Raw genomic sequence first — 23381 nt, forward strand, 5'->3', positions numbered from 1 at the left:
GACCTCGGGGACGGCTCCCCGCGACTTCTGCACGTCTGACGTCACGCGCCGGAGCGATCCATCGTCACTACGACATTGCGTATCTACGTAGTCCGACATAGCGTCGTCGCATGCGCAGCTCACCGAGACTCCGCACCCCAGCCCCGTCCGTCCTGGCCGCGCTCGTCGCCCTGGTGGTCGGCGCCGTCGCTGCCGCGCTGGTGGGCCCGCGCCCGCTGGACCTGGGTGACGCCCGCACGGGCGACCCCGCCCTGGCCGAGCGCGTCACCGCCGCCCTCGGCACCACCGCGGGCCACCGCGGCCTGGCGGTCGCCTGGGTCGAGGACGGCCGCGTCACCACGGCCGGGCTCGGCACCGCCGCGCGCGGCGGCGCCCCGGTCACCGGTGGCACGCCGTTCGAGACCGGGTCGGTGGCCAAGGTGCTCACAGGGATGCTGCTGGCCGACGCCGCCGGGCGCGGCGAGGTCCGCCTCGACCAGCCCGTGGGCGAGCTGGTCCCCGGCACCGCCCTCGCCGACGGGCGCGCGACCCTGGCCGAGCTGGCCACCCACCGCTCCGGCCTGCCCCGGCTCGACCCCGCCCCGGCAGCCGTGCTGCGCGCCACGACCGCCTCCCTGACCGCGGGCGACCCCTACGACGGCAGCGCGGCCGAGGTGCTCGACGCCGCGGGCCGCGCCGGTGCTCCCGGCGGCGCCGAGCCCGCCTACTCCAACCTCGGCGTCGCGGCCCTCGGCGACGCGCTCGCCGCCCGCGCGGGCACCAGCTACGCCGACCTCCTCGCCGACCGCCTCACCGGTCCGCTGGGCATGACCTCGACCACCGTCGCCACCACGGCGCAGGAGGTGCCCGCCGGTGCCGCCCAGCCGGTGTCCGCCAACGGGCGCGAGCACGCCTTCTGGACCGCCGAGGGCTACGCCCCCGCGGGCGTCGGCACCTTCTCCACCGCCGCCGACCTGGGCGCCCTCGCCGCCGCCGCGCTCGAGGGGCGCGCGCCCGGCCAGACCGCGCTCGACCCCGTCGCCCCCGCCGGCGGCGACGCGCCCGCAGGCCAGCAGGACGGGCTCGGCTGGGTGGTCGACCCGGCCGACCCCGCCACGGGTCGTCCAGCGATCACCTGGCACAACGGCGGCACCGGCGGGACCCGCACCTACGTCGGGCTCGACAGGGCGGGCGGGCGCGCCGTCGTCGTCCTGGCCACCGGGGCCGACGGCGTGGAGGCGCTCGGGCGGGCCCTGCTCACCGACGGCAGCGGCACTGACGGCGCGCCAGGGCGGGACCGGTGACCGGGGCGCTGCTCGGCTGGGGTGTGCTCGCCCTCGCCGCCCTGTACGCCGCGGGGCTCGTGCGCGCCGCGCACCGCGCGACCTCCGGAGCCCCGGGCGCCGACCGCGCCGGCCTGCTGCGCCGCGCCGTGGCCGCCACCACGGGCCTCGTCGCCGCTCGGGCGCTCGCCCCCGGTGAGGACGTCGTGACGCTCGTGTGGGGGCTGCTCGTCGCCGCCTGGGCCTGGGCCCTGCTGGTGGGCGCCGCGTCCGTGCACCACCTGCCCTGGCGCGCCGCCGGCGGCCCGGGACCGCGCCGCACCGTCACCGACCTCGCGGCCGAGGCCGCGCTGCTGGTGGTCGCCGTCGCGGTGCTCGTGCCGTGAGGGAGGGTGGCGCCGTGCGCCACCCCGGTCCCCGCCACGAGCAGGACGACGACGAGGACGACCGCTGGCGCGCCCTCGAGCGCCGCGTCGCCGCCCTCGAGGCCGCTGCCGGGGCCGAGCGGGCCGGGTCCGCGGCCGAGCTCCCGTCGTCCCCGTCGCCCGCGGCTGGGTCCGTGCCCCCGGCGCGCGCCGGGGGCGGGGCCTCGTTCTGGGCCCTGGAGGAGGTGCGCCGCCAGGTCGCCGGGCACGGCCTGGACGGGGGAGCGGTGCTGTTCACCGGCACCGCCACCCTTCCCGGCGGCACGGCCGAGTGGCAGGAGACCCGCGTGGTCGACGACCTCCTCGACGACGGCTCCCTCGACGCCCTCGAGGCCCCGGCGTCCGCGCTGGCCGCCCTCGGCAGCCCGGTCCGCCTGCTCCTGCTGGTGCGCGTGCTGCGCAGCCCCACCGGCACGGCCAGCGCCGCCGAGCTCACCGCCGACGAGGCGCTCGGGACGAGCGGGCAGGTGTACCACCACGTGCGGCAGCTGGTGGCCGCCGGCTGGCTGCGCACCGCCGCGCGCGGTCGCTACGCCGTCCCCGCGGAGCGCGTGGTGCCGCTGCTGGTGGCGCTGGCGCTCGCCGGCCGCTGACCGGCCGCTGACCGGCCGCTGACCGCCGTCCTGGGTGCGCCGGGCGGACGGGAGATCGAGTGCTCCGCGCCAGCGCGCGGGCCGCCGTCTACGGTGGGACCCGTGTCCGCACAGCTCCGCGTCGTCGCCGTCGTGGTCGCGCACGACAGGCGCGAGCTGCTCCTGGCCTGCCTGAGGGCGCTGGCGGAGCAGAAGCGCCCCGTCGACCTCGTCGTCGTCGTCGACAACGCCTCCCACGACGGGTCCGCCGACGCCGCCGTCACCCTCGCGCACGAGCTCGACCTCCCCGTCGACGTGATCCGCCTGGTCCGCAACACCGGCGGCGCGGGCGGCTTCGCCGCCGGCCTCGCACGCGCCGTGGCCGGGCACGCCGCCGACCGGGTCTGGCTCATGGACGACGACACCATCCCCACACCCACGGCGCTGGGTGAGCTGCTCGCCGTGGACGAGCGCTACCAGTGGCTCGGCGGCGCACGCCCCGCCGTCACCGCCAGCCGCGTGGTGTGGACCGACGGGCGCGACCACCCCATGAACACCCCGCGCCGCCGCCCGCTCGCCCGCACCGCGGACCAGCGCCTCGCGGCGCGGGCCGGTGCGGTGCCGGTGCGCTCGTCGTCGTTCGTGTCGATGCTCGTCGACGCCTCCGCGGTGCGTCGCCACGGCCTGCCCGTGGCCGACTACTTCCTCTGGAACGACGACTTCGAGTACTCCACCCGACTGCTGCGCCACGGCGTGGGGCTGTACGTGCCGACGTCCGTGGTGGAGCACCGCACGAAGACGTTCGGCGCCACCGACGCCGACCCCGGCGAGCGCTTCCGGTGGGAGGTGCGCAACAAGCTCTGGATGTTCACCCGCTCCGGCAGCCTCGCGTGGTGGGAGAAGCTCCTCTACGGCGGCTCCAGCGCGCGCCGCTGGGTGCGGACCTTCCGGCGCTCCCAGGCTCCCGAGGTGCTGTGGGCGGCGGCCCGCGCCGGCGTCCGCGAGGCGCTGCGGCCGCCGCGGACCACCGCGCAGGTGCTCGCCGGGCTCGGTCCGGTGAGCGAGCAGGCCGCCGGCCTGGAGGCCGGGACCTGGCGATGAGCCCACCGCTCGCAGGAGCGGGTGAGCCCTTCTCCCTGCTCCTGCCGGTCTACCGCCGCGACAGCCCTGCGTTCCTGCGCCGCGCGTTCGCGTCGGCCACGCGGGAGCAGACCCGGCCGCCGGCCGAGGTCGTGCTCGTGCGCGACGGCCCCGTGCCGGACGCGCTGGCCGTCGTGCTCGACCAGCTGGAGGCCAGCTCGGCGGTCCCAGTGGTGCGCGTCGACCTGCCCGTCAACCGCGGCCTCGCCGCGGCGCTGGAGGCCGGCCTGGCCCGCTGCTCCCACGAGCTGGTGGCCCGCATGGACGCCGACGACGTCTCCCTGCCCCACCGCTTCGCCGTGCAGCTGCCGCTGCTCGACGGGGAGGTCGACACCTGCGACGTGGTCGGCTCGGCGCTGGAGGAGTTCTCCGGCGGCCCGTCGGACCAGGACGACGACGAGCACGCGGCGTCCGGAGCGGGGGAGACCACGCTCGCGGTGCGCACGCCCCCCGCCGGGCACGACGCCATCGCCGTCCGCGCGCGCTTCCACAGCCCGTTCAACCACCCCACGGTGGTGTACCGGCGCTCCGCGGTGGCGCGCGCCGGCGGGTACCGGGACCTGCCGCTGCTGGAGGACTACTGGCTGTTCACCCGGATGATCGCCACCGGCTCCAGGGCCGCGAACGTGCAGGTGCCGCTGGTGCGCTACCGCGTCGGGGCGGGGGCCTACGCACGCCGCGGCGGGCTGCGGCTGCTGCGCAGCGAGCTGCAGCTGCAGCGCCACCTCGTGGCGGAGGGCTTCACCACGCCCGCGCAGTTCGCGCGCAACGTCCTGGTGCGCGGCGGGTACCGGGCCGTGCCGCAGGGGCTGCGCCGCCTGGCGTACCGCGCGGTGTTCACGCGGCGCCCGCCGTCGTCGTCCTGAGCGGTCACCGGGACGAGCCTGGCCAAACGGGCGAGCGCCGCAGGATGCGCCGTTAGGGTGAGCCGGTCTACCGAGGTGGGAGTGTCGTGAACGCAGATCTGGTGGTCGTGGGCTCCGGCTTCTACGGCCTGACCGTGGCCCAGCGGTGCGCCGAGGAGCTCGGCCTGGAGGTGCTGGTCGTCGACCGGCGCTCGCACATCGGCGGCAACGCCTACAGCGAGTTCGAGCCGGAGACCGGCGTGGAGGTGCACCGCTACGGCGCGCACCTGTTCCACACGAGCAACGAGCGGGTGTGGCAGCACGTCAACCGGTTCACGAGCTTCACCAGCTACGTGCACAAGGTCTACTCGACCTACAAGGGCGAGGTGTACCCGCTGCCGATCAACCTCGGCACCATCAACCAGTTCTTCCGCGCCGCGCACGGCCCCGACGCCGCCCGCGCGCTCGTGGCCGAGCTGGCCGGTGAGATCGAGACCTCCGAGGCGTCCAACCTCGAGGAGAAGGCGATCTCCCTCATCGGGCGCCCGCTGTACGAGGCGTTCATCAAGGACTACACCGCCAAGCAGTGGCAGACCGACCCGCGCGACTTGCCCGCCGAGGTGATCTCCCGCCTCCCCGTGCGCTACACGTACGACAACCGCTACTTCAACGACACGCACGAGGGCCTGCCCACCAAGGGCTACACGGCGTGGCTGGAGAACCTGGCGGACCACCCGAAGATCACGGTGCAGCTCGACACCGACTTCCTCGACCTGTCGCAGCCGCTCAACAAGCGCGACGTCGTGGGCCAGGTGCCGGTCATCTACACCGGCCCGGTGGACGAGTACTTCGACAACGTCGAGGGGGCGCTCAGCTGGCGCACGCTCGACTTCGAGCAGGAGGTCCTGCCCACGCGCGACTTCCAGGGCTGCCCGGTCATGAACTACGCCGGCGACGAGGTCCCCTACACGCGCATCCACGAGTTCCGGCACTTCCACCCGGAGCGCGAGGCCCAGCACTCCCAGGACAAGACCGTCATCATGCGGGAGTTCTCGCGCTTCGCCGAGAAGGGCGACGAGCCGTACTACCCGGTGAACACCGCGGAGGACCGCGCCCGCCTGCTGGCCTACCGCGACCTCGCCAAGGGCGAGACGGGCACGATCTTCGGCGGCCGTCTGGGCACCTACAAGTACCTGGACATGCACATGGCCATCGGTGCCGCGCTCAGCACCTTCGACAACAAGCTCGTCCCGCACTTCAGCAAGGGCGAGCCGCTGGTCTCCGGTGGGGTGGACGCGTGAGCGCCGCCACCACCTCCGCGATGACGACGGGCGCCGCTGCCGCGCGGGGCGCCGCCGAGCGCGTCCTGCAGCGCGTGGTGCTGCCGCTCGACGGCGACCAGGACGTGCTGCCGCTCTACGTGGACGGCCAGCTCATGGCCGCGCCGAAGGGTGACGCCGCCCCGAACCCGAACGCCGTGCAGGCCACCGTGGCCGCTCCGGGCACCGCACCCACCACCGACCAGGTGCTGGGCCGCACGCGCTTCAGCGTGCCGGTGGGGGAGCGGGCCTCCTTCGCCACGTACTTCAACGCCTTCCCCGCCAGCTACTGGCGGCGCTTCAGCGTGGTCTCGGCGGTGCGCCTGTCGGTCAGCACCACCGGCTCGGGCACCGTGGTGGTGTACCGCTCCAACGCCAAGGGCAACGTGCAGCGCGTGTCGTCCGTCGTGGTGGAGGCCGCCGGCGGGCCGACGACGACCACGTTCGACCTGCCGCTGAAGCCGTTCACCGACGGCGGCTGGTACTGGTTCGACCTGCACGCCGGCTCCGACGACCTCGTGCTCGAGGAGGCGGCGTGGACCACGTCGCCCACGGCGCCGCTGACCCCCGAGCAGGCCGCGAAGAAGGGCAGCGTGGTGGTCACCATCACCACGCTCAACCGTCCCGACTACTGCTCGCGCCTGCTGCGCACCCTCGGCGAGGCCGTGCAGCCCGGCGGCGGGCTCGACGGGATCGTGGCCGAGGTCGTCTGCACCGACCAGGGCACCCAGCTGGTCTCCGACGACGTCGAGGCCTTCCCCGACGCGCAGCGCCTCCTGGGCGACAGGCTCACCGTCATCCGCCAGGCCAACCTCGGCGGCTCCGGCGGCTTCTCCCGCGGCATGTACGAGGGGCTGCAGCGCGGCCACGACTACGTGCTCCTGCTCGACGACGACGTCATGGTGGAGCCCGAGGGCATCGCCCGCGGCGCCGCCTTCGCCGACCTCGCCAAGACGCCCACGATCGTGGGCGGCCACATGTTCTCGATGTACCAGCGCACGCTGCTCAACGCGTGGGCCGAGGGCGTGCAGCGGTGGAAGTTCTGGTGGGGCCCCTCGGGCGCCTCCGAGCCCAACCACGACCTCGGCATGCAGAACCTCCGGTCCACGCCGTGGCTGCACCGCCGCTTCGACGTCGACTACAACGGCTGGTGGATGTGCCTCATCCCCACCTCCGTCATCCGCCAGCTGGGCCTGTCCCTGCCGATCTTCATCAAGTGGGACGACGCCGAGTACGGCCTGCGCGCGCAGGACGCCGGCATCCCCACCGCCTCCTTCCCGGGCATGGCCGTGTGGCACATCCCGTGGACCGACAAGGACGACGGCATCGACTGGCAGGCGTACTACCACGCGCGCAACCGCGTGGTCGCCGCGCTGCTGCACTCCCCGTACCCGCGCGGCGGCAACGTGGTGCGCGAGCTGCTCACCACCCAGCTCAAGCACCTGCTGTCGATGCAGTACTCCGCCGTCGAGCTGCGGCTCATGGCCCTGGAGGACGTCTTCGCCGGGCCGGCGGCCATGCACGGCGAGCTGCCCACCAAGCTGCCGCAGATCCGGGCGCTGCGCTCCGGCTACTCCGACGCCGTCTACAAGGCCGACGCCGCCGACTTCCCCGCGCGCAAGCGCAAGAAGCCGCCGCGCAAGGGCCGCGAGGCCGAGGTCCCGAAGGGACGGCTCGCGGTGCTCAAGACCGCGGCGCTCGGCATCGTCAAGCAGGGCCGCTCCGTCGACGCCCTGGCCCAGAGCAACCCCCAGGCCGCCGTCGCCCACCAGGACGCGCGCTGGTGGATGCTCAGCCAGTACGACTCGGCGCTCGTCTCCGCCGCCGACGGCACCGGCATGGCCTGGTACCGCCGCGACCGGGGTCGGTTCCTCGACCTCGTGCGCCGCAGCACGGCCCTGCACGAGCGGCTCGCCCGCGAGTGGCCCGAGCTGGCCGCCCAGTACCGCGCCGCGATGCCCGACCTGGTCTCCCCGGAGAGCTGGGAGAGGACCTTCCACGGCACGCCGGTCGCGGGTCAGGCGACACCGGTCACCGACCCCGCGAAGCGGTGAGCGCGCCGGCCCCGCTCGTCGACCAGCCCTGGACCGAACCGGGGAGGGGCGCCGGGCTGCTCGACGTCGTCCGGCGGCGGTACCTGCTGAAGCTGCTCGTCCGCAAGGAGCTGCGGGTCCGCTACCGCGGGTCGGTGCTCGGGCTGGCGTGGAGCTACGTCAAGCCGGGCGTGCAGTACGTCGTGTACTTCCTCGCGCTGGGGATCTTCCTGAACCTGCGCGGGTCCATCGAGGACTACCCGGTCTACCTGTTCTCGGGCCTGGTGGTGGTGAACTTCTTCACGGAGGCCTTCGGCAACGCCACCCGGGCGGTGGTGTGGAACGCCCCGCTGGTGAAGAAGATCTTCCTGCCGCGCGAGCTGTTCCCCGTGGCCAGCGTCTGGGTGGCCGGCGTGCACTTCGTGCCGCAGCTGGTGGTGCTGCTCGTGGGCGCTGTCATCTCCGGGTGGCGCCCGGAGGTGGGCCCCCTCGTCGGTGCCGTCCTCGCCACGCTGATCATCGCTGCGCTCGCCACCGGGCTGGGCCTGCTCTTCGGCTCGCTCAACGTGGTCTTCCGCGACATGGAGAACTTCGTCGACCTGTTCAACATGGTCGTCGTCTGGCTCTCGCCGGTGCTCTACCAGTTCAGCCAGGTCTCGAGGGCCGTCCCCGAGTGGGTGGCGACGCTGTACCAGCTCAACCCCATCACCGTGGCGGTGGAGCTGTACCACTACGCGTTCTGGTGGCCGGGCACGGAGAACACCCCCACGTCGGCGCTGCCCCCGGACCTCCTGGTCAACTCGCTGGTGGCCGTCGTCGTCGCCGCCGTCGTCCTCGTGGCCGGCCAGCTGGTCTTCCGGCGGGTCGAGGGCCGCTTCGCCATCGACCTGTGAGACACGAGACCCCCGTGAGGGCACGATGACCTCGATGAGCACCACCAGCAGCGCTCCGCGCGCCGCGGGGCCGAACGCCCGCATCGTCGTCGACGACGTCCGCATGCAGTTCGTGCTGCGGCACAACCGCTCCCTCAAGGAGCTGGCGATGGCGATGGTCCGCGGCAAGGACCTCGGCAACACGTTCATGGCGCTGGACGGCGTCTCGCTCCAGGTCGACTCCGGCGAGACCGTCGCGCTGCTGGGCCACAACGGCTCCGGCAAGTCGACGCTGCTCAAGCTCATCTCCGGCGTCATGCACCCGACGTCGGGCTCCGTGCGGCTGCGCGGGCGGATCGCCGGCCTCATCGAGGTGGGTGCCGGGTTCCACCCCGACCTCACCGGCCGCGAGAACGTCTACCTCAACGGCGCGATCCTCGGCATGGACGAGGCCTCCATCCGCGCCCGGTTCGACGAGATCGTCGCGTTCAGCGAGATCGAGAGGTTCATCGACACCGAGGTCAAGCACTACTCCTCGGGCATGTTCCTGCGCCTGGCGTTCTCCGTGGCGGTGCACACCGATCCGGAGATCTTCCTCATCGACGAGATCCTGTCGGTCGGTGACGAGCCGTTCCAGCGCAAGTGCCTGGACCGCATCCGCGAGCTCAAGGACGAGGGCCGCACGCTCGTCGTCGTCTCCCACGACCTCAACATGGTCTCCGAGCTGTGCTCGCGCGGCATCGTGCTGCAGCGCGGCAACCAGGTCTTCGACGGCAGCGCCGCCGACGCGGTCGCGCACCTGCGCTCCCTCTGACCCACCCCCTCCTCCCGCCGCCGTCCTTTCCGCACTTTCCGCGGCAAGTGCGGAAAGGACAGGGGCGGGTAGCGCACTTTCCGCGGCAAGTGCGAGAACGACGACGAGCGGGAGCGTCAGCCCAGGGACGGGACCGAGGGGCCCTCCCAGCCCGGGGCGGTCTCCGGTTCGAGGGTCATGTCGTAAGCGTCAGCTGCGTACGGGTACACCAGCTGCGCCACCTGGCCCCAGCGCGGCACCGCCTGCCGCAGCTCCGGGTACGCGAACTCGCTGACCGGCTCGAACAGCGTCGCCGCGTCCGGCAGGGGCGCGGCGATGCCGCCGCGCCCGTACTGCCAGATGGAGTCGTTGGTGCCCTCCAGCGGGTCACCACCCCACAGCACCGTGTACGTGGGGCGCTCCACGACGCCGTCGCTGATGGCCGGCTGCTGCTGGCAGCCGAAGAGGTACGTGAACTGCCAGGACGTGATTACCACCGCGTCGCGGGGGATCCAGTCCTCCAGCAGCACCGCGGGCTGCGCGACCGGCGCCGAGACGGCGAGCCAGCCGCCCGTGCCGCCCGACGCGTCACGGGCCACGAGGCGCACCAGGTCGGCCCCGTCGCGCGGGTCCTGACCGGGGCGCAGCAGGAGCACCGAGCGCCACTCGGGGGAGTCGATGCTGTCGTCGACCTCGCGGGTGCGCACCACCTCCACCGAGCCGTCGGCGGCGCGGCGCCCGTACTCCACCTCGAGGGAGTTGCCGAGGTCGAGGCGGCCCGCCACGACCGTGGTGACGTACTCGTCGCTCCGCGTCGATCCGTCCCGGAGCTGGTACCAGCCGGTGGTGAGCGAGCCGGTGTTGTCGTCACCGGCGCCGGTGAGGCTGCCCCACACCTGCGGGAAGGCGCCCTGGCCCGGCGTCCCCGGCAGCGGGTCGCCGTTCCACCAGCCGCCCTGGGACGCGAAGCCCTCCACCTGCCCGCGGCCCTCGGCGCCCGGGAGCGCCTCCAGGGCCCGAGACCGGGCCGGGTCGGCCACCTGGATGGCCGACGCCGCGTCGCAGCGCGTGCCGAACGGGTCCTTCACGCGCGCCTGGGCCGCGGACCAGGTGTTCCAGGTGCCGTAGACGGAGGCCGCGAAGGTGCCGCCGAGCACGGCGGTGGTCAGCCCGAGGGCGACGACGGCGGTGGTCGCGGCCCCCACCACCAGGGCGTCCGGCCGGCTGTCGTCCCCACCGGAGCGGCTGCGACGCCTCAGCACGGCGCGCGCGACCAGCACCGCCACCACCGCCACCAGCACCCACAGCGCCGGCGAGGAGAGCGGCCCCCGCCCCACCAGCTCGTCGCCCTGGAACGGCATGCCGAGCTGCCAGCTGTACGGCCACAGGTTGGGGCCGCGGAAGGACAGCGCGGCGACGGCGACGACGCCCGCGACGAGCCCGAGGCGCGGCGCCAGGGCCGTGCGGGGCCACAGCCGTGCGGCGGCGGCCGGTCCCACGAGGACGAGCACCACCACGAGCAGGGGGAGCAGGCCGGACAGGCTCCCGAAGTGGTGGGTCCACTTGCTGGGCGTGATCCACAGCGCGAGGTAGGCGAGCAGGCCCGTCAGGCCCAGGGCCGCCATCTCCGCGGGGAGGACGGCGGTGGGGGCACCCGCACCGGTGGTGGGGGCGCCGCGCCGCCGCGCCGCCGCGACGAGCAGGAGGGAGACCAGCACCGCCAGCAGCCCCACCAGCACGGTGGTGCGCTTGGCGTAGGCGCCCATGGGGATGCCCGGGTTGAGCAGGAAGCTGTACCGGACGTACTCGTCGGTCCAGCGCAGCGGCTCCTCGATCGACGTGAAGATCTTGCGACCCTCGCGGTAGTCGAAGAGCGTGCCGTCGGCGAAGCCCCCCGCGCTCGCCATCGCCCCCGGCGCGATGACGGCCAGCGCGCGGACCGCCGTCGCCGTCCTCTCGCCCCAGGTCCGCGTGCCGGTGCTGACCAGCGTCCACAGCCGCGGCAGGTACGCCACCAGGGGCGCCACGGCCACGAGGCCCGTGGGGTGCGCCGCGCAGGAGAACGCCGCCAGCACCACGGCCAGCGCCAGCGGCAGCAGCCGACGGGTCCGCAGCGCCGTGAGAACCCCCACGAGGGTCCACGCCGACAGGGCCGCGACCACGCCCTCCGGGCGCACGCCCATGACGTAGGGCGAGCAGGCGGCCGCGTACACGAGGGCGAGCAGCCACACCGACCGGTGCCGCGAGCCCGCGCGCCCGTCCGCCGCCGCCGCGCCGCCGCGGCGCCAGGCGGGCACCAGCGGCAGCACGAGGTCGAGCGCCCGGCGCAGCGCGAACCAGGTGGCCACGCAGAAGAGGAACCCGGGGACGCGCAGGAACAGCGCCCCGTCCCCCAGCTGCTCCCACCACGACAGCGCGTACCAGGGCCAGGTCAGCGGCACGAACGACTGGTCGTACAGCTGGTAGTACTGCCCCACGAAGCCGCTGTGCGGCACGTTGCGGGCCATCGCGGCGTAGTAGCCGTCGTCGTCGGTCATCGGCGCGAGGGCCGTCCACACCGCCAGGCCCACCACGACGACGACGTGCGCGGTCACCGGTCGCAGCGTCGAGCGCCAGCGGGGCAGGGCGGCCGCCTGCAGCGCCGCCGCAGCGCCGGGGGAGGCGGCTGGACCGGTGGCCGGGCCGGCGCGGACGGGGTGCGCGCGGCGGTCGAGCAGCCACACCCCGAGCAGGAGCAGCAGGCCGCTGGCCACGAGCGTCCACACCAGCGCGAGCTTGAGCGGCGTGGGGGAGCTGGCGAACTCGTCGTCCACGGCCACCCGCACCTGCAGCTGCTGCCCCGTGCCGGCGGTGGCCCCGGTGACGCTGGTCACCAGCGAGTCGAGCCGCGGCTGGCCGCGGACCGGCTCCCCGACCTGCTGGCCGTCCAGGGTGGCCGTGGTGGTGTCGTCGCGCAGCTCGGTCACCAGCTCGCAGTCACCGGTGGCGGGGACGGCGACGTCGGCGGCCTGCTCCCCCTTGACCGTGAGCACCGCCCGCCCGTCGCGCACCTGCCACAGCAGCGCCTCCTGCCGGGCCAGGGCCACGTCGGGGCGCTGCGTGGAGAACAGCACGCCGTCGGCGCTGGAGCCCGCGGCGCGCACGGCGGCGCAGTTCGCGGTGAGGCGCAGGGCCGACGGCGTCTGCGCCGCCAGCACCAGGCTGCTGCTCACCGGGGCGGAGGGGTCCTGCGGCCAGGAGACCACGGGCCGCTCGTGCCGCACGGGCGCCAGCGGCAGGGCCGCGGCGCACACCAGCGCGAGCAGGCCCAGCACCGACAGGAGCGGCAGCAGCAGGTCGAGGCGGCGTCCGGCCGGCGCGGGCGGAGGCGCCGCGGAGGCCCCGGAGCCGGACGGCGCGGCGGGCGGCTGGTCGGGCGGTGGTCCACCAGCGGACCCCGGTGCCTCCGGACGCTCGGGACCCCCCACTGCCTGTGCCACGCTCCCACCGGTCTCCGGCGCCGCACGGGCGCTCGGTGCTCTGCTCTCCCGCGCCACCGTAACGGGAGTTCCCGGGCGTGCGGTCCAGGCGAGGTCCGGGCGCGGCCCGGTGCGGGGAGGGCCGCGGCCCGTAGTGTGGCCGCTCGTGCGCGGCGGCTTCCTCGGCGTGGCGGTGGCCACCGGCGCCGCCGCCGTCTTCACCCTCCTGCTGAACGCCGCCGTCTTCCGCGGGTCGACCACCCCGGACCAGGCTGCCGCCTTCAACCTCTTCTGGTACGGCGCGCTCATCGTCAGCTTCGGCGTCTTCCTGCCGCTGGAGCAGGTGGTCTCGCGGGCGGCCACCGAGGGCCGGCTGCGAGGGGCCGCCGTGGTGCGGCCCGCGCTCGTGCTCGTCGTCGTCGCCGTCGCCGGGGTGCTGCTCGCCTCCCCGCTCCTGGGCCGGGACGCCGCCACCCGCGCCTGGGTGGTCACGGCCCTCGTGGCGCTGGCCGCCGTCAGCGCGCTGCAGTACGCGGCCCGGGGCCTGGCCCTGGGCCGGAGCCGGTTGGGCGCCTACGCCGGGGCCCTGGCCGCCGACGCCGGGCTGCGCGGCCTCGCCGCCCTGGCCACCACCGTGGTGGTGTTCCGCCCGCCGGGCTGGCTCTTCGCGGTCTTCGTGGTCTCCAGCGCGCTGGTGGCCCACGCCGCCCTCCTGCTGGTGGTCCGGCGCGGCGGCAGGCGTGCCGGCCCGGCGGAGGAGCTGCACGACTTCGGCGACCTGGGCCTGGCCCGCGAGCACCGCGGCCCCGGCGCCGCGCCCTCCTCGCGGACCATGACGCGGGCGGTGCTGACGCTGCTCGGCGCCAGCGTGGCCGGGCAGCTCCTGCTCAACGCCGGACCGATCGCGGTCGGCCTCGAGGGCAGCGAGGCCGTGCTCGCGGCGTACGGCGCGGCGTTCACGCTGGCCAGGGCCCCGCTCTTCGTCGTCGTCCCCGCCCAGGCGGTGCTCGTGCCCCCGCTCACGCGGATGGTGGCCGAGGGGCGCCTCCACGAGCTGCGGGTGCGGATGGCGCAGTTCTCCGCAGCCGTCGTGGTGGTGGCCGCGGTGGGCGCGGTGGCGGGTGCGCTGCTGTCGGGACTGGCCATGGAGCTCTTCACCAAGGGCAAGTACGAGGTGCCCGCCGGGCTCATGGCGCTCATGGTGGGCGGCTGCCTCGTCCACGCCGGCCTCGTCGTGGGGACGCAGGCGCTGGTGGCCATCGGCAAGGAGCGCGCCGTGCTCACCTGCTGGGTGGCGGGCCTGGTCGTGGCGGCGGCGTGGATCGCGGTGGTCCAGCTCGGTCTGGGCGTCGGCGCCTCCTGGGGCGTGGCCGGCGGGTTCACCGCGGGGTCGGCAGCGGCCTGGCTGCTCTCGGTGCTCGTCCTGGTGCAGAGCCCGCAGGGCGCCACCAGCGGCAGCCGCTAGCGTTCACCAGTGCCTCGTTCGCCCCGCCTCCCACTGCTCCTGCCGCCCGCAGCCGCCGGACGCCGTGGTCAGAGGCCGCCGGACGTCGTCATGGGGCTCACCTACTACACGCCGTACGTCTCCGGCCTGACCAACGCCGCCCGCGACGTCGCCGAGGGCCTCGTGCGCCGCGGCCGCTCCGTGACGGTGGTGACCACCCGCCACGACGACGCGCTCCCGGTCGAGGAGTGGGTCAACGGCGTCCGGGTGCTGCGCGCGCCGGTCGTCGCCCGCCTCGGCAAGGGCACCATCGCCCCCGCGCTGCCGGTGTGGCTGGCCGCCGCGTCCAAGGGTGCCGGGGTGGTCAACCTCCACCTGCCGCTGCTCGAGGCCGGCGTGCTCGCCGCCGCCGCCCGCGGGGCGGGCGCGCCCGTGGTCCTGACCTACCAGTGCGACGTCGACCTGCCGCCCGGCGTCGCCGGTGAGGTGCAGAAGGTCGTCGTCGACGCCTCCTCGCGGGTGGCGATGCGCCTCGCCACCACGGTGTGCACCACCTCCCTCGACTACGCCGAGCACAGCCGCCTGTTCGCGTCCATGCGCGGCAAGGTGGAGGGCATCCCCGCCGCCTGCCACGACCGGTCCGGCGGCGCCCCCCGCTTCCGCGACGGGACCGGCTTCCACGTGGGCTTCCTCGGCCGGATCGTGGAGGAGAAGGGCGTGCCGTGGCTCGTGGAGGGCTTCCGGGCCCTGGACGACGACGACGCCCGCCTCATCATCGCCGGCGACTTCGCCAAGATCGCCGGCGGCAGCGTCATCGACGCCGTCCGCGACGCCATCGGCGGCGACGACAGGATCCGCGTGCTCGGGTTCGTCCCCGACGACGCCCTGCCCGACCTGTACGCCTCGATCGACGCGTTCGCGCTGCCGTCGGTCAACGCCTTCGAGGCGTTCGGCATCGTGCAGGTGGAGGCGATGATGCTGGGCGTCCCGGCGCTGGCCTCCGACCTCCCGGGCGTGCGCGTGCCGGTGCAGCGGGTGGGGGAGGGCGTCATCGTGGCCCCGAAGGACGCCGCCGCCATCACGCGCGGCCTGGAGCAGCTGCGCGACCAGCACGTCGCGGGGACCATCGACAGGCCCGCCCTGGCGGAGCGCGCGCGCCAGCACTACGGCGTGGAGCTCACCGTCGACTCCTACGAGCGCGTCTTCGACGCCGCCCGGGACGCCGCCCGGCGCTGACGGGTCACGCCAGGGGGAGGTACACGCCCAGGGCGAAGCTCGCGACCCACGCCAGCGCCACGACCTGGAGCACCCGGTCGCGCAGGGCGATGTCCTCCGGGGCGCCCGCGCGGCCGCCGTCCACGTCGACCGCGTACCGCAGCACCGCCAGCACGAACGGCACGATGGAGATGGCCGACCACGTCGAGCCGCCGGCCGAGACCGTGGCGGAGTCCCCCTCGCGGATCTCGAACGCCCACAGCGCGTAGGCGGTGACCATGACGCTGGCCGCCAGGCTCCACACGAACCGCAGGTAGCTCTGGGAGTACCGCAGCAGCGACGCCCGCGTGGTGCCGCCGGCGGCCTCGGCGAGCTTCATCTCGCTGTACCGCTTGCCGGCCACCATGAACAGCGAGCCGAACGCCGTGACGAGCAGGAACCACTGCGACAGGGGGATGCCGCTGGCCACGCCGCCGGCGATGGCGCGCAGCAGGAACCCCGAGGCGACGATGGCGATGTCGAGGACGGGCTCGTGCTTGAGGCGCACGCAGTACCCGACCTGCACCACGAGGTACACGGTCATGAGCACGGTGAGCTGCCAGGAGGCCGCCCAGGCCACCGCCAGGGAGGCCACCGCCAGCAGCACGGCCGTCGCGCCGGCGGCCGGCACAGGCACCACTCCGGCTGCGATGGGGCGGTTCCGCTTGGTGGGGTGGGCGCGGTCGGCCTCGACGTCGAGGGTGTCGTTGAGCAGGTACACGGCCGAGGCGGCCAGGCAGAAGCTCACGAACGCCAGCGCCGTGGTGACCACGACGTCGACGTGGAAGAGAAGCCCTGCCGACAGCGGCGCCGCCCCCACCAGGACGTTCTTGACCCACTGGCGCGGGCGCATGGTGCGCAGCACGCCGAGCGCGGCCCCGGTCGGGGTGCGGCGCACGGGCGTGTCGACCCCGGAGCTCACCGCTGGCCGCCCTTCGCCGCGACCAGGCGGTCGGTGATGACACCCGTCAGCGCGCCGACCAGCACGTCGGTGGGGAAGTGCAGGCCCAGCAGCACCCGCGACACCCCCTGCGCGGGGACGAGGACGGGGGCCAGCGGCAGGCGCAGCAGCCGGCCGTAGGCCAGCGCCGCCGCCGTCGTCGAGGCCGCGTGGGAGGACGGGAAGCTCAGGCGCGAGGGCGAGGTGGAGCGCACCTGGACCGCGGCGTCGCCCGAGGAGCCGTCGGTGCCGGGGCGCAGGCGCCGCACCACCCGCTTGAGGACGACGGTGGCCGCGTGCGCGCCGAGCACGGACACCAGCGCGCACGACCACTGCGGGCGGCGGGGCGCGTCCAGCAGCCATCCGGCGGCGCCGATGACCAGCCACCCGGCCGCGTGGTCGCCGAACCGCCCCAGCTGCGTGGCGGCCGCGACGACGCCCGGCTGCTCCGTCCGGCGCTGCAGGGCCACGAGCAGGGAGGTCTCTGCGCCTCTCAGTGAAAGGCCATCGCGGGACGTCACGTCCTGGGACAGTACCCGTTGAGTCGAGCCCGGTCCCCCGACCGGCCGGTGGCCCGACCCGCCCGGTTCGTCCGGTCGTGTGGCCTCCGTGACGCCTGGCTGCTCGGCCGGGCGGTCAAGGCTGCCCCCGGACCTGCCGAGGTGATACGTGTGCACCACCACGACCGCGACGCCCAGCCCGCTGCCCGCCACGCCCGCCGCTCCGCCGAGCGCAAGGCTGACGGGGCTGCGCGCCACCGGCGCGGGCGGTGGTGGCACAAGCCGGCCGCGCTGCTGGCCGTGGTGGCCGCCGGCGCCGGCGGGGTGCAGCTCTCCCAGGGGGACGACGCGCGCGCCGACACGAGCCAGCTGACGCTCACCGGGCACGGCTTCGGCCACGGGCGCGGCCTGAGCCAGTGGGGCTCCTACGGCTACGCCGTGGACAAGGGCTGGTCCTCCGCGCGGATCCTCGACAGGTACTACGGCGGCACCACCGCCGGCTCCATCCGCAACGACGAGGTCTCCGTCCGCCTCCTGGCCCTGGACGGCGCCTCCACCATCACCCTCGCCTCCGGCGGCGACTACAACGTCGAGGGCACCTCCGTCCCCGCGGGCACTGCCGCGCGCTTCACCCGCACCGGCGGCACCTGGGCGCTCACCACGGTGCCCGGCGGCTGCGCCGCGGCCGCCAGCCCGAGCGCGACGCCCGCGACCGGGCCGGTGGACGTCGGCCCCAGCCCGGCCGTCTGGCTGACGAACGACCCCGGCGACGACCGCTCCAAGATGTTCACCGTCTGCAACAGCGGCTCCACCTACCGCGGCAGCTTCCGGCCCGTCGTCGACAGCACCGGGACCTCCCGCCTGGTCAACTTCGTGGCCATCGAGCAGTACCTGCGCGGCGTGGTCCCCGCGGAGTCACCCGCGGCCTGGGGCGACGCTGCCGGCGGCGCCGGCATGGCGGCGCTGGAGGCGCAGGCGGTGGCGGCCCGCTCCTACGCGCGCTCCGAGGGCCGCTACAGCTACGCCCAGACCTGCGACACCACCGCCTGCCAGGTGTACGGCGGCGCGGGCCGCGAGGACCGCCGCACCGACACCGCCATCCGCGGCACCGCCGGGGTGGTCCGCCTGGACTCCCGCGGCGCCGTGGTCCGCACCGAGTTCAGCGCCTCCACCGGCGGCTGGACCGCTGGCGGTGCCTTCCCCGCCGTGGAGGACGAGGGCGACACCCGCTCGCCGTACCACGACTGGAAGGTCACGGTCGACGGTCCGAGCATCAGCCGCGCGTGGCCGCAGATCGGCGCCTTCTCCAGCATGCAGGTGACCGCCCGCAACGGCCTCGGCGCCGACGGCGGCCGCGCCACCAAGGTGGTCGTCACCGGCAGCGCGGGCTCGGTGACCACCACCGGGAGCGACGTGCGCAGCCGCCTGGGCCTGCGCTCGGACTGGTTCTCCGTGGTGAGCCCGTCCGCGCAGACGTGGATGCTGCGCGGCACCCCCGACGGCGGCGACCCCGCCCTCACCTCGCGCTTCGGCGGCCCCAAGGACACCACCCTGGCCTGCGACTTCGACGGCTCCGGCCGTGACGGGCTGACCACGTACCGCAATGGGGTGTGGACCAAGCGCGACGACGCCTCGACGCCCGACCCGAACGCCGTGGCCTCCCCTGACGCGACGATCTCCTACGGCGCCTCCTGGATGCTGCCGGTCTGCGGCGACTGGGACGGTGACGGCAAGGACGGCGTCGGCGTGTACGACACCCGCACCGGCACCTGGTACCTGCGGAACTCCTTCTCCGGGGGGAACCCCGACACCAAGTTCCAGTACGGCTGGTCCGCGGCGCTGCCCGTGGTCGGCGACTGGGACGGCGACGGCAAGGACTCCATCGGCGTCTACTACGCCGGCACCTGGATGGTCCGCAACACCGCCACCCCCGGTCGTCCCGACACCACGGTCCAGTACGGGTGGAAGGGCGCCACGCCGGTGACCGGTGACTGGGCCGGGAGCGGCTTGTCTGGTATCGGCGTGTTCTCCGGCGGTCGGTGGATGCTTCGTGACACCGTGTCACCGGGTGACCCGCAGCGGCTCTTCGACTACGGGGTGCCCGGAGACGCCCCCGTGGCCGGCCGCTGGACGGACGGCCGCGACGGCGCCGGCATCACCCGCCCGACAGCGTGAGGCCCGCCGCCCCGGCTCGCCGCGCGCTGAGCCACCCGACCGACCACGTCGTCGACCACCCCGCACGAACCGCCCACCGAGACGACCCGGCCCCCGCCCGCCCGCGGGTGGCGGCCGAGCGCGAGGAGCAGCAGCCGTGACACCACGCCCGCACGCCACCAGCCGGACCAGCAGGACGGCCGGGTGGTGGGGCGGCCGCTGGGCGCTGCGCTGCGGCGCCCTGGCCGTGCTCGCCTCCGGAGCCGGCGTCGTGCCCGTCGTCAGCGCCGGTGCGGCCCCGAAGCCCGTCACCCCCACCTCCCAGGTGCTCGAGGTGCCGGTCGTGGCCGTGGACGGCACGCCGACGGCCCCGCCGTCGTCGTCCTCGAAGCCCTCCGCGAGCTCGTCGGCGACGCCGTCGGCCACCCCGCCGGGGGGCGGCTCCAAGGACGGCCTCGCCGCCGACGGCCGCCAGGCCGTGCCGTCGGCGCCCGGTGGGGAGCCAGCCGAGGAGCTGGCCACCGGACCGGTCCGCACCAAGGACTTCAACCTGGTCTCCGTCATGTGGGACGGCGACCCCGAGGCCGACGTCGACGTGCAGGTGCGCGTGCGCACCGACGACGGCTGGTCGGGCTGGCAGGCCCTGGAGGTGGAGGACTCCTCGCCCGACCCGGGCACCAAGGAGGCCGCCCAGGCCGCCGACAAGGGCAGCACCAGCCCGCTGTGGGTCTCCGGCGGCGCCGACGCCGTGGACGTGCGCGTCACCGTGCCGTCCGACGCGAAGACCCCCGACGGGGAGCCGGCCGTGTCCGACGTGCGCACCAGCCTCGTGGACCCCAAGGCGTCCGTGGGCACCCAGCCCGCCGCCGCCACACCGGCCGCGTCCGCTCAGGCCGCCTCGGCCATGCCGGGCGTCATCACCCGCGCCCAGTGGGGCGCCGACGAGTCGCTGCGCCTGGCGAAGTGCTCCGCGCCCACGTACACCGGCACCCCCAAGGTGGCCTTCGTCCACCACACGGCCGGGTCGAACACGTACACCGCCGCGGAGTCCGCGGCCATCGTGCGCGGCATCTACTACCAGCACACGGTGGTCCAGGGCTGGTGCGACATCGGCTACAACTTCCTCGTCGACAAGTACGGCCAGGTCTTCGAGGGCCGCTACGGCGGCATGGACAAGGCCGTCCTCGGCGCCCACGCCGGAGGCTTCAACGGCAACAGCTTCGGCGTCTCGGTGCTCGGCAACTACGAGACCGCCGCGCCCACCCCGGCGATCCTCGACGCGCTCGCCCGGGTCATCGCGTGGAAGTTCTCGCTCAGCCAGACCGACCCGACCGGCAAGGCCGTGCTCTACAGCGCCGGCATCGGCGGCACCAACATCCGCTACCCCGCGGGCACCCCGGTGACGCTCAACGCCATCTCCGGGCACCGCGACGTGGGCGCCACCGCCTGCCCCGGCGCCAACCTCTACTCCCAGCTCCCGGCGCTGCGCACGAAGGTCGCGCAGCTCATGAGCGAGAAGGAGTGGGACCTGCGCACCACCGCCACGCCCGGCGCCCCGGACGGCACCGCCTACTTCGGCGAGCAGAAGGGCACGGCCCTGTCGTGCGACTGGGACGGCGACGGCACCGACGGCCTCGCCGTCTACAACGCCGGGCGCTGGTCGATCAAGCAGACCCCGGGCAACGACGACGCCGACCTGACCTTCAGCTACGGCTCGGCGAGCATGCTCCCCGTCTGCGGCGACTGGACCGGGAAGGGCACCGACGGCATCGGCGTCTACGACCCGACCACCTACACCTGGTGGCTGCGCGACACCGCCACACCCGGCCCGCCGGACCACAAGTTCGTCTACGGCTTCAAGGGCACCCGCCCGGTGGTCGGCGACTGGGACGGTGCTGGTCGTTCCGGCATCGGCGTCTACGACGGCTACAGCTGGTGGTTGCGCGGCACCGCGACGCCCGGACGCGCCGGCGCGGTGTTCGGCTACGGCTGGCCCCAGGCGACCCCCGTGGTCGGCGACTGGGACGGCGACGGCCGCGACTCGATCGGCGTGTACGCCGCGGGGACGTGGTGGCTGCGGAACTCCATCACCCCCGGCCAGCCCGACTCCCTGTTCGGCTACGGCGCCGCCACCGACAGGCCCGTCGTGGGTCGGTGGGACGTCAGCGGCCTGACGGCGTCCGCCGCCACGGGCGGCGGCTCCGGCGGCGGCAGCGAGGGCGCCGGCGACGGCGACGCCGCCACGGGGGTCAGCCCCGGGCGCGGCGACGGCGTGGGCGTCTGGCGCACCTGGCCGTAGCCCCCTGAGGCCGAGAGGGCCCGTCCCCGCGCAGCGCGGGGGCGGGCCCTCTCGTCGTCGTCCCCGAGGGGTCAGGCGTCGAGGAGCGCCAGGTCCGCGTCGACCATGGCGCCGACGACGTCGGCGAACGGCACCGTCGGGGCCCATCCCAGCGCCTCGCGGGCGAGGGTCGGGTCGCCCACCAGGTCCGCGGCGTCGTTGGGGCGCACGAACGCCGGGTCGGTGCGCACCAGGTGCAGCCACTCGGCCACCCCGGCCCGCGCGAACGCGGCCGCCACGAACTCCTCCACGGAGTGCGACGTGCCCGTGGCCACCACGAGGTCGAGCGGCTCGGTGTGCCGCAGCGCCGCCACCATCGCGCGCACCGTGTCGGGGGCCCAGCCCCAGTCGCGGCGGGCGGCGGTGTTGCCGAGCACCAGCTCGTCGGCGCGGCCGCGGGCGATCGCCGCCACCGTCGACGTGATCTTGCGGGTCACGAAGCGCGCGGGGCGCCGCGGCGACTCGTGCGGGTAGAGCACGGCGTTCACCGCGAAGGCGCCGCCCGCCCGGTGCGCCTGCACGAGGTGGTGGGCGTAGGCCTTGGCGGCGCCGTAGGGGTTGGTCGGCACCACCGGCGTCGACTCGTCCTGCGGGGTCACCCCCGAACCCGCGTAGACCTCGGCGCTGGACGCCTGGAGCACGCGGACCTGGCCTCCGCTGGAGCTCGTGGTCTGCTCCGCCGCGTGCAGGAGCGCCGCCGGGAGCACGGCGTTGAGGAGGGCCGTCTCCACCGGCTCCTCCCACGAGCGCGCCACCGAGCTCTCCGCCGCGAGGTTGTAGACCTCGTCGGGGCGCACGTCACGCACCAGCGCGTCGGCCGCGCCCGGGTCGAGCAGGTCGATCGTGTGGACGACGAGGCGGTCGCCGAGCGCCTCCAGGTGGGGCGGCAGCGGACCGCTGCCGCGCCGCACCCCGTGGACGAGCGTGCCTTCGGCGGCGAGCAGCTCGGCGAGGTAGCCGCCGTCCTGCCCGGTGAGCCCGGTGACCAGCGCGACCCGGCGCGCGGCAGCCGGAGGGGCCGTCTGCTCGCTCACTTGCCGGCGAGCGCCTTCTGCTCGGCGAGGTCGGAGTCGACCATCATCTGCACCAGCTCGGTGAAGCCGACCTTCAGCTCCCAGCCGAGCTGGGTCTTGGCCTTGGTCGGGTCGCCGATGAGCAGGTCGACCTCGGCCGGGCGCATGAAGGCCGGGTCCTGGCGGACGTAGCCGGACCAGTCGCTGATGCCGACGTGGGCGAAGGCGACGTCGAGCAGCTCGCTGATGGCGTGGGTCTCCCCGGTGGCCACGACGTAGTCGTCGGCGGTGTCCTGCTGCAGCATCCGCCACATCGCCTCGACGTAGTCCCCGGCGAAGCCCCAGTCGCGGCGGGCGTCGAGGTTGCCCAGCACGAGTTCATCCTGCAGGCCCAGGCTGATGCGGGCGACGGCCTGGGTGACCTTGCGGGTGACGAACTCCGGGCCGCGCCGGGGGCTCTCGTGGTTGAACAGGATCCCCGAGGAGGCGTGCATGCCGTAGGACTCGCGGTAGTTGATGGTCATGTAGTGGCCGAAGACCTTGGCCACGCCGTAGGGGGAGCGGGGCCACAGCAGGGTGTCCTCCTTCTGGGGCACGGCCTGGACCTTGCCGTACATCTCCGAGGAGGAGGCCTGGTAGAAGCGGACCTTGGTCATGTCGTCGCCGGAGTAGAGGCGGACGGCTTCCAGGGCGTTGAGCACCCCCTTGCCGGTGACCTCGGCGGTGAGGTCGGCGTTCTCCCAGGAGTAGGCCACGAAGGAGATGGCACCGAGGTTGTAGAACTCGTCGGGCCGGGCGATGTTGAGGGCCCTGATCAGGGAGGACAGGTCCATGAGGTCGCCGGTGAGGACCTTGACGCCGGGGACCTCGCGGGCCAGCAGCGGCAGCTTGGGGTTGTTCTGCCCGCGGACCAGGCCGTACACCTCATAGCCCTTGGACAGCAGCAGCTCGGACAGGTACAGACCGTCCTGGCCGGTGACTCCGGTGATCAGCGCGCGCTTGGCCATGCGCCGACCCTA

General features: G+C 74.7%; 18 protein-coding genes. 13 read left to right on the top strand and 5 right to left on the bottom strand.

Going from position 1 to position 23381, the window contains the following annotated elements:
* Nucleotides 1-110 precede the first annotated feature (110 nt).
* The 9 genes from FMM08_RS02235 to FMM08_RS02270 all read left to right on the top strand — a co-directional run bounded on the left by FMM08_RS02235 (nucleotide 111) and on the right by FMM08_RS02270 (nucleotide 9282).
* On the top strand, nucleotides 111-1283 hold the full coding sequence (locus FMM08_RS02235; RefSeq protein WP_147924662.1) for a serine hydrolase domain-containing protein: 1173 nt from the start codon (nucleotides 111-113) through the stop codon (nucleotides 1281-1283).
* Entirely contained in the window at nucleotides 1280-1648 is a 369-nt protein-coding gene (locus FMM08_RS02240; protein WP_147924663.1) for a hypothetical protein, read from the top strand. The genes FMM08_RS02235 and FMM08_RS02240 overlap by 4 nt, the downstream gene beginning before the upstream one ends.
* 14 nt (nucleotides 1649-1662) lie before the next feature.
* Nucleotides 1663-2280 carry an ArsR family transcriptional regulator gene (locus FMM08_RS02245; protein ID WP_147924664.1) on the top strand — a complete coding sequence of 206 codons (618 nt, stop codon included), beginning with the start codon at nucleotides 1663-1665 and terminating at the stop codon, nucleotides 2278-2280.
* A 102-nt stretch (nucleotides 2281-2382) separates the two neighbouring features.
* Nucleotides 2383-3360, top strand: coding sequence for a glycosyltransferase (locus FMM08_RS22790; protein WP_187279477.1), 978 nt, complete (start codon nucleotides 2383-2385; stop codon nucleotides 3358-3360).
* A complete protein-coding gene (locus FMM08_RS22795; RefSeq protein WP_187279478.1) occupies nucleotides 3357-4265 on the top strand; it encodes a glycosyltransferase in 909 nt (302 codons plus the stop codon). The genes FMM08_RS22790 and FMM08_RS22795 overlap by 4 nt, the downstream gene beginning before the upstream one ends.
* 86 nt (nucleotides 4266-4351) lie before the next feature.
* Nucleotides 4352-5545 carry a UDP-galactopyranose mutase gene (glf, locus tag FMM08_RS02255; protein ID WP_147924665.1) on the top strand — a complete coding sequence of 398 codons (1194 nt, stop codon included), beginning with the start codon at nucleotides 4352-4354 and terminating at the stop codon, nucleotides 5543-5545.
* On the top strand, nucleotides 5542-7617 hold the full coding sequence (locus FMM08_RS02260) for a glycosyltransferase (protein ID WP_222710302.1): 2076 nt from the start codon (nucleotides 5542-5544) through the stop codon (nucleotides 7615-7617). Before glf ends, FMM08_RS02260 begins: the two co-directional genes overlap by 4 nt.
* The gene (locus FMM08_RS02265) at nucleotides 7614-8489 is read left to right on the top strand and encodes an ABC transporter permease (RefSeq protein ID WP_147924666.1); all 876 of its coding nucleotides are present in this window, start codon (nucleotides 7614-7616) and stop codon (nucleotides 8487-8489) included. Before FMM08_RS02260 ends, FMM08_RS02265 begins: the two co-directional genes overlap by 4 nt.
* Nucleotides 8490-8514: 25 nt before the next feature.
* Nucleotides 8515-9282 (top strand): ABC transporter ATP-binding protein, encoded by a 768-nt coding sequence (locus FMM08_RS02270; RefSeq protein WP_439653539.1) that lies wholly within the window; start codon nucleotides 8515-8517, stop codon nucleotides 9280-9282.
* Nucleotides 9283-9398: 116 nt separating this feature from the next.
* Here the strand turns inward: FMM08_RS02270 and FMM08_RS02275 are convergent, their stop codons facing one another.
* Nucleotides 9399-12740, bottom strand: coding sequence for an arabinosyltransferase domain-containing protein (locus FMM08_RS02275; RefSeq protein WP_187279479.1), 3342 nt, complete (start codon nucleotides 12738-12740; stop codon nucleotides 9399-9401).
* 145 nt (nucleotides 12741-12885) lie between these two features.
* Here FMM08_RS02275 and FMM08_RS22800 point away from each other — a divergent pair, with 145 nt between their 5' ends.
* The gene (locus FMM08_RS22800; RefSeq protein WP_187279480.1) at nucleotides 12886-14184 is read left to right on the top strand and encodes a hypothetical protein; all 1299 of its coding nucleotides are present in this window, start codon (nucleotides 12886-12888) and stop codon (nucleotides 14182-14184) included.
* A 9-nt stretch (nucleotides 14185-14193) separates the two neighbouring features.
* Nucleotides 14194-15399 (top strand): glycosyltransferase family 4 protein, encoded by a 1206-nt coding sequence (locus tag FMM08_RS02280; protein WP_222710303.1) that lies wholly within the window; start codon nucleotides 14194-14196, stop codon nucleotides 15397-15399.
* Nucleotides 15400-15403: 4 nt separating this feature from the next.
* Here the strand turns inward: FMM08_RS02280 and FMM08_RS02285 are convergent, their stop codons facing one another.
* Both FMM08_RS02285 and FMM08_RS02290 read right to left on the bottom strand, forming a co-directional pair.
* Nucleotides 15404-16339, bottom strand: coding sequence for a decaprenyl-phosphate phosphoribosyltransferase (locus tag FMM08_RS02285; protein ID WP_147924670.1), 936 nt, complete (start codon nucleotides 16337-16339; stop codon nucleotides 15404-15406).
* The gene (locus FMM08_RS02290) at nucleotides 16336-16878 is read right to left on the bottom strand and encodes a phosphatase PAP2 family protein (protein ID WP_187279481.1); all 543 of its coding nucleotides are present in this window, start codon (nucleotides 16876-16878) and stop codon (nucleotides 16336-16338) included. The genes FMM08_RS02285 and FMM08_RS02290 overlap by 4 nt, the downstream gene beginning before the upstream one ends.
* 150 nt (nucleotides 16879-17028) lie before the next feature.
* Here FMM08_RS02290 and FMM08_RS02295 point away from each other — a divergent pair, with 150 nt between their 5' ends.
* Together FMM08_RS02295 and FMM08_RS02300 are read left to right on the top strand one after the other, a co-directional pair.
* Nucleotides 17029-19032, top strand: coding sequence for a SpoIID/LytB domain-containing protein (locus tag FMM08_RS02295; RefSeq protein ID WP_187279482.1), 2004 nt, complete (start codon nucleotides 17029-17031; stop codon nucleotides 19030-19032).
* A gap of 136 nt (nucleotides 19033-19168) precedes the next feature.
* Nucleotides 19169-21310 carry a peptidoglycan recognition protein family protein gene (locus FMM08_RS02300; protein WP_147924673.1) on the top strand — a complete coding sequence of 714 codons (2142 nt, stop codon included), beginning with the start codon at nucleotides 19169-19171 and terminating at the stop codon, nucleotides 21308-21310.
* A gap of 71 nt (nucleotides 21311-21381) precedes the next feature.
* On the opposite strand, the gene FMM08_RS02305 is transcribed toward FMM08_RS02300, so the two are convergent.
* Nucleotides 21382-22383, bottom strand: a complete 1002-nt coding sequence (locus FMM08_RS02305) for a GDP-mannose 4,6-dehydratase (RefSeq protein WP_147924674.1) — start codon at nucleotides 22381-22383, stop codon at nucleotides 21382-21384.
* A complete protein-coding gene (locus tag FMM08_RS02310; protein ID WP_147924675.1) occupies nucleotides 22380-23369 on the bottom strand; it encodes a GDP-mannose 4,6-dehydratase in 990 nt (329 codons plus the stop codon). The genes FMM08_RS02305 and FMM08_RS02310 overlap by 4 nt, the downstream gene beginning before the upstream one ends.
* Between the last annotated feature and the right edge of the window lie 12 nt (nucleotides 23370-23381).

The organism is Quadrisphaera setariae (genome assembly GCF_008041935.1).
Lineage (GTDB): Bacteria > Actinomycetota > Actinomycetes > Actinomycetales > Quadrisphaeraceae > Quadrisphaera > Quadrisphaera setariae.

Coding starts and splice junctions, on each gene's coding strand:
- FMM08_RS02310 (WP_147924675.1), bottom strand. CDS start 23,369: ATGGCCAAGCGCGCGCTGATCACCGGAGTCACCGGCCAGGACGGTCTG.
- FMM08_RS22795 (WP_187279478.1), top strand. CDS start 3,357: ATGAGCCCACCGCTCGCAGGAGCGGGTGAGCCCTTCTCCCTGCTCCTG.
- FMM08_RS02270 (WP_439653539.1), top strand. CDS start 8,515: ATGACCTCGATGAGCACCACCAGCAGCGCTCCGCGCGCCGCGGGGCCG.
- FMM08_RS02235 (WP_147924662.1), top strand. CDS start 111: ATGCGCAGCTCACCGAGACTCCGCACCCCAGCCCCGTCCGTCCTGGCC.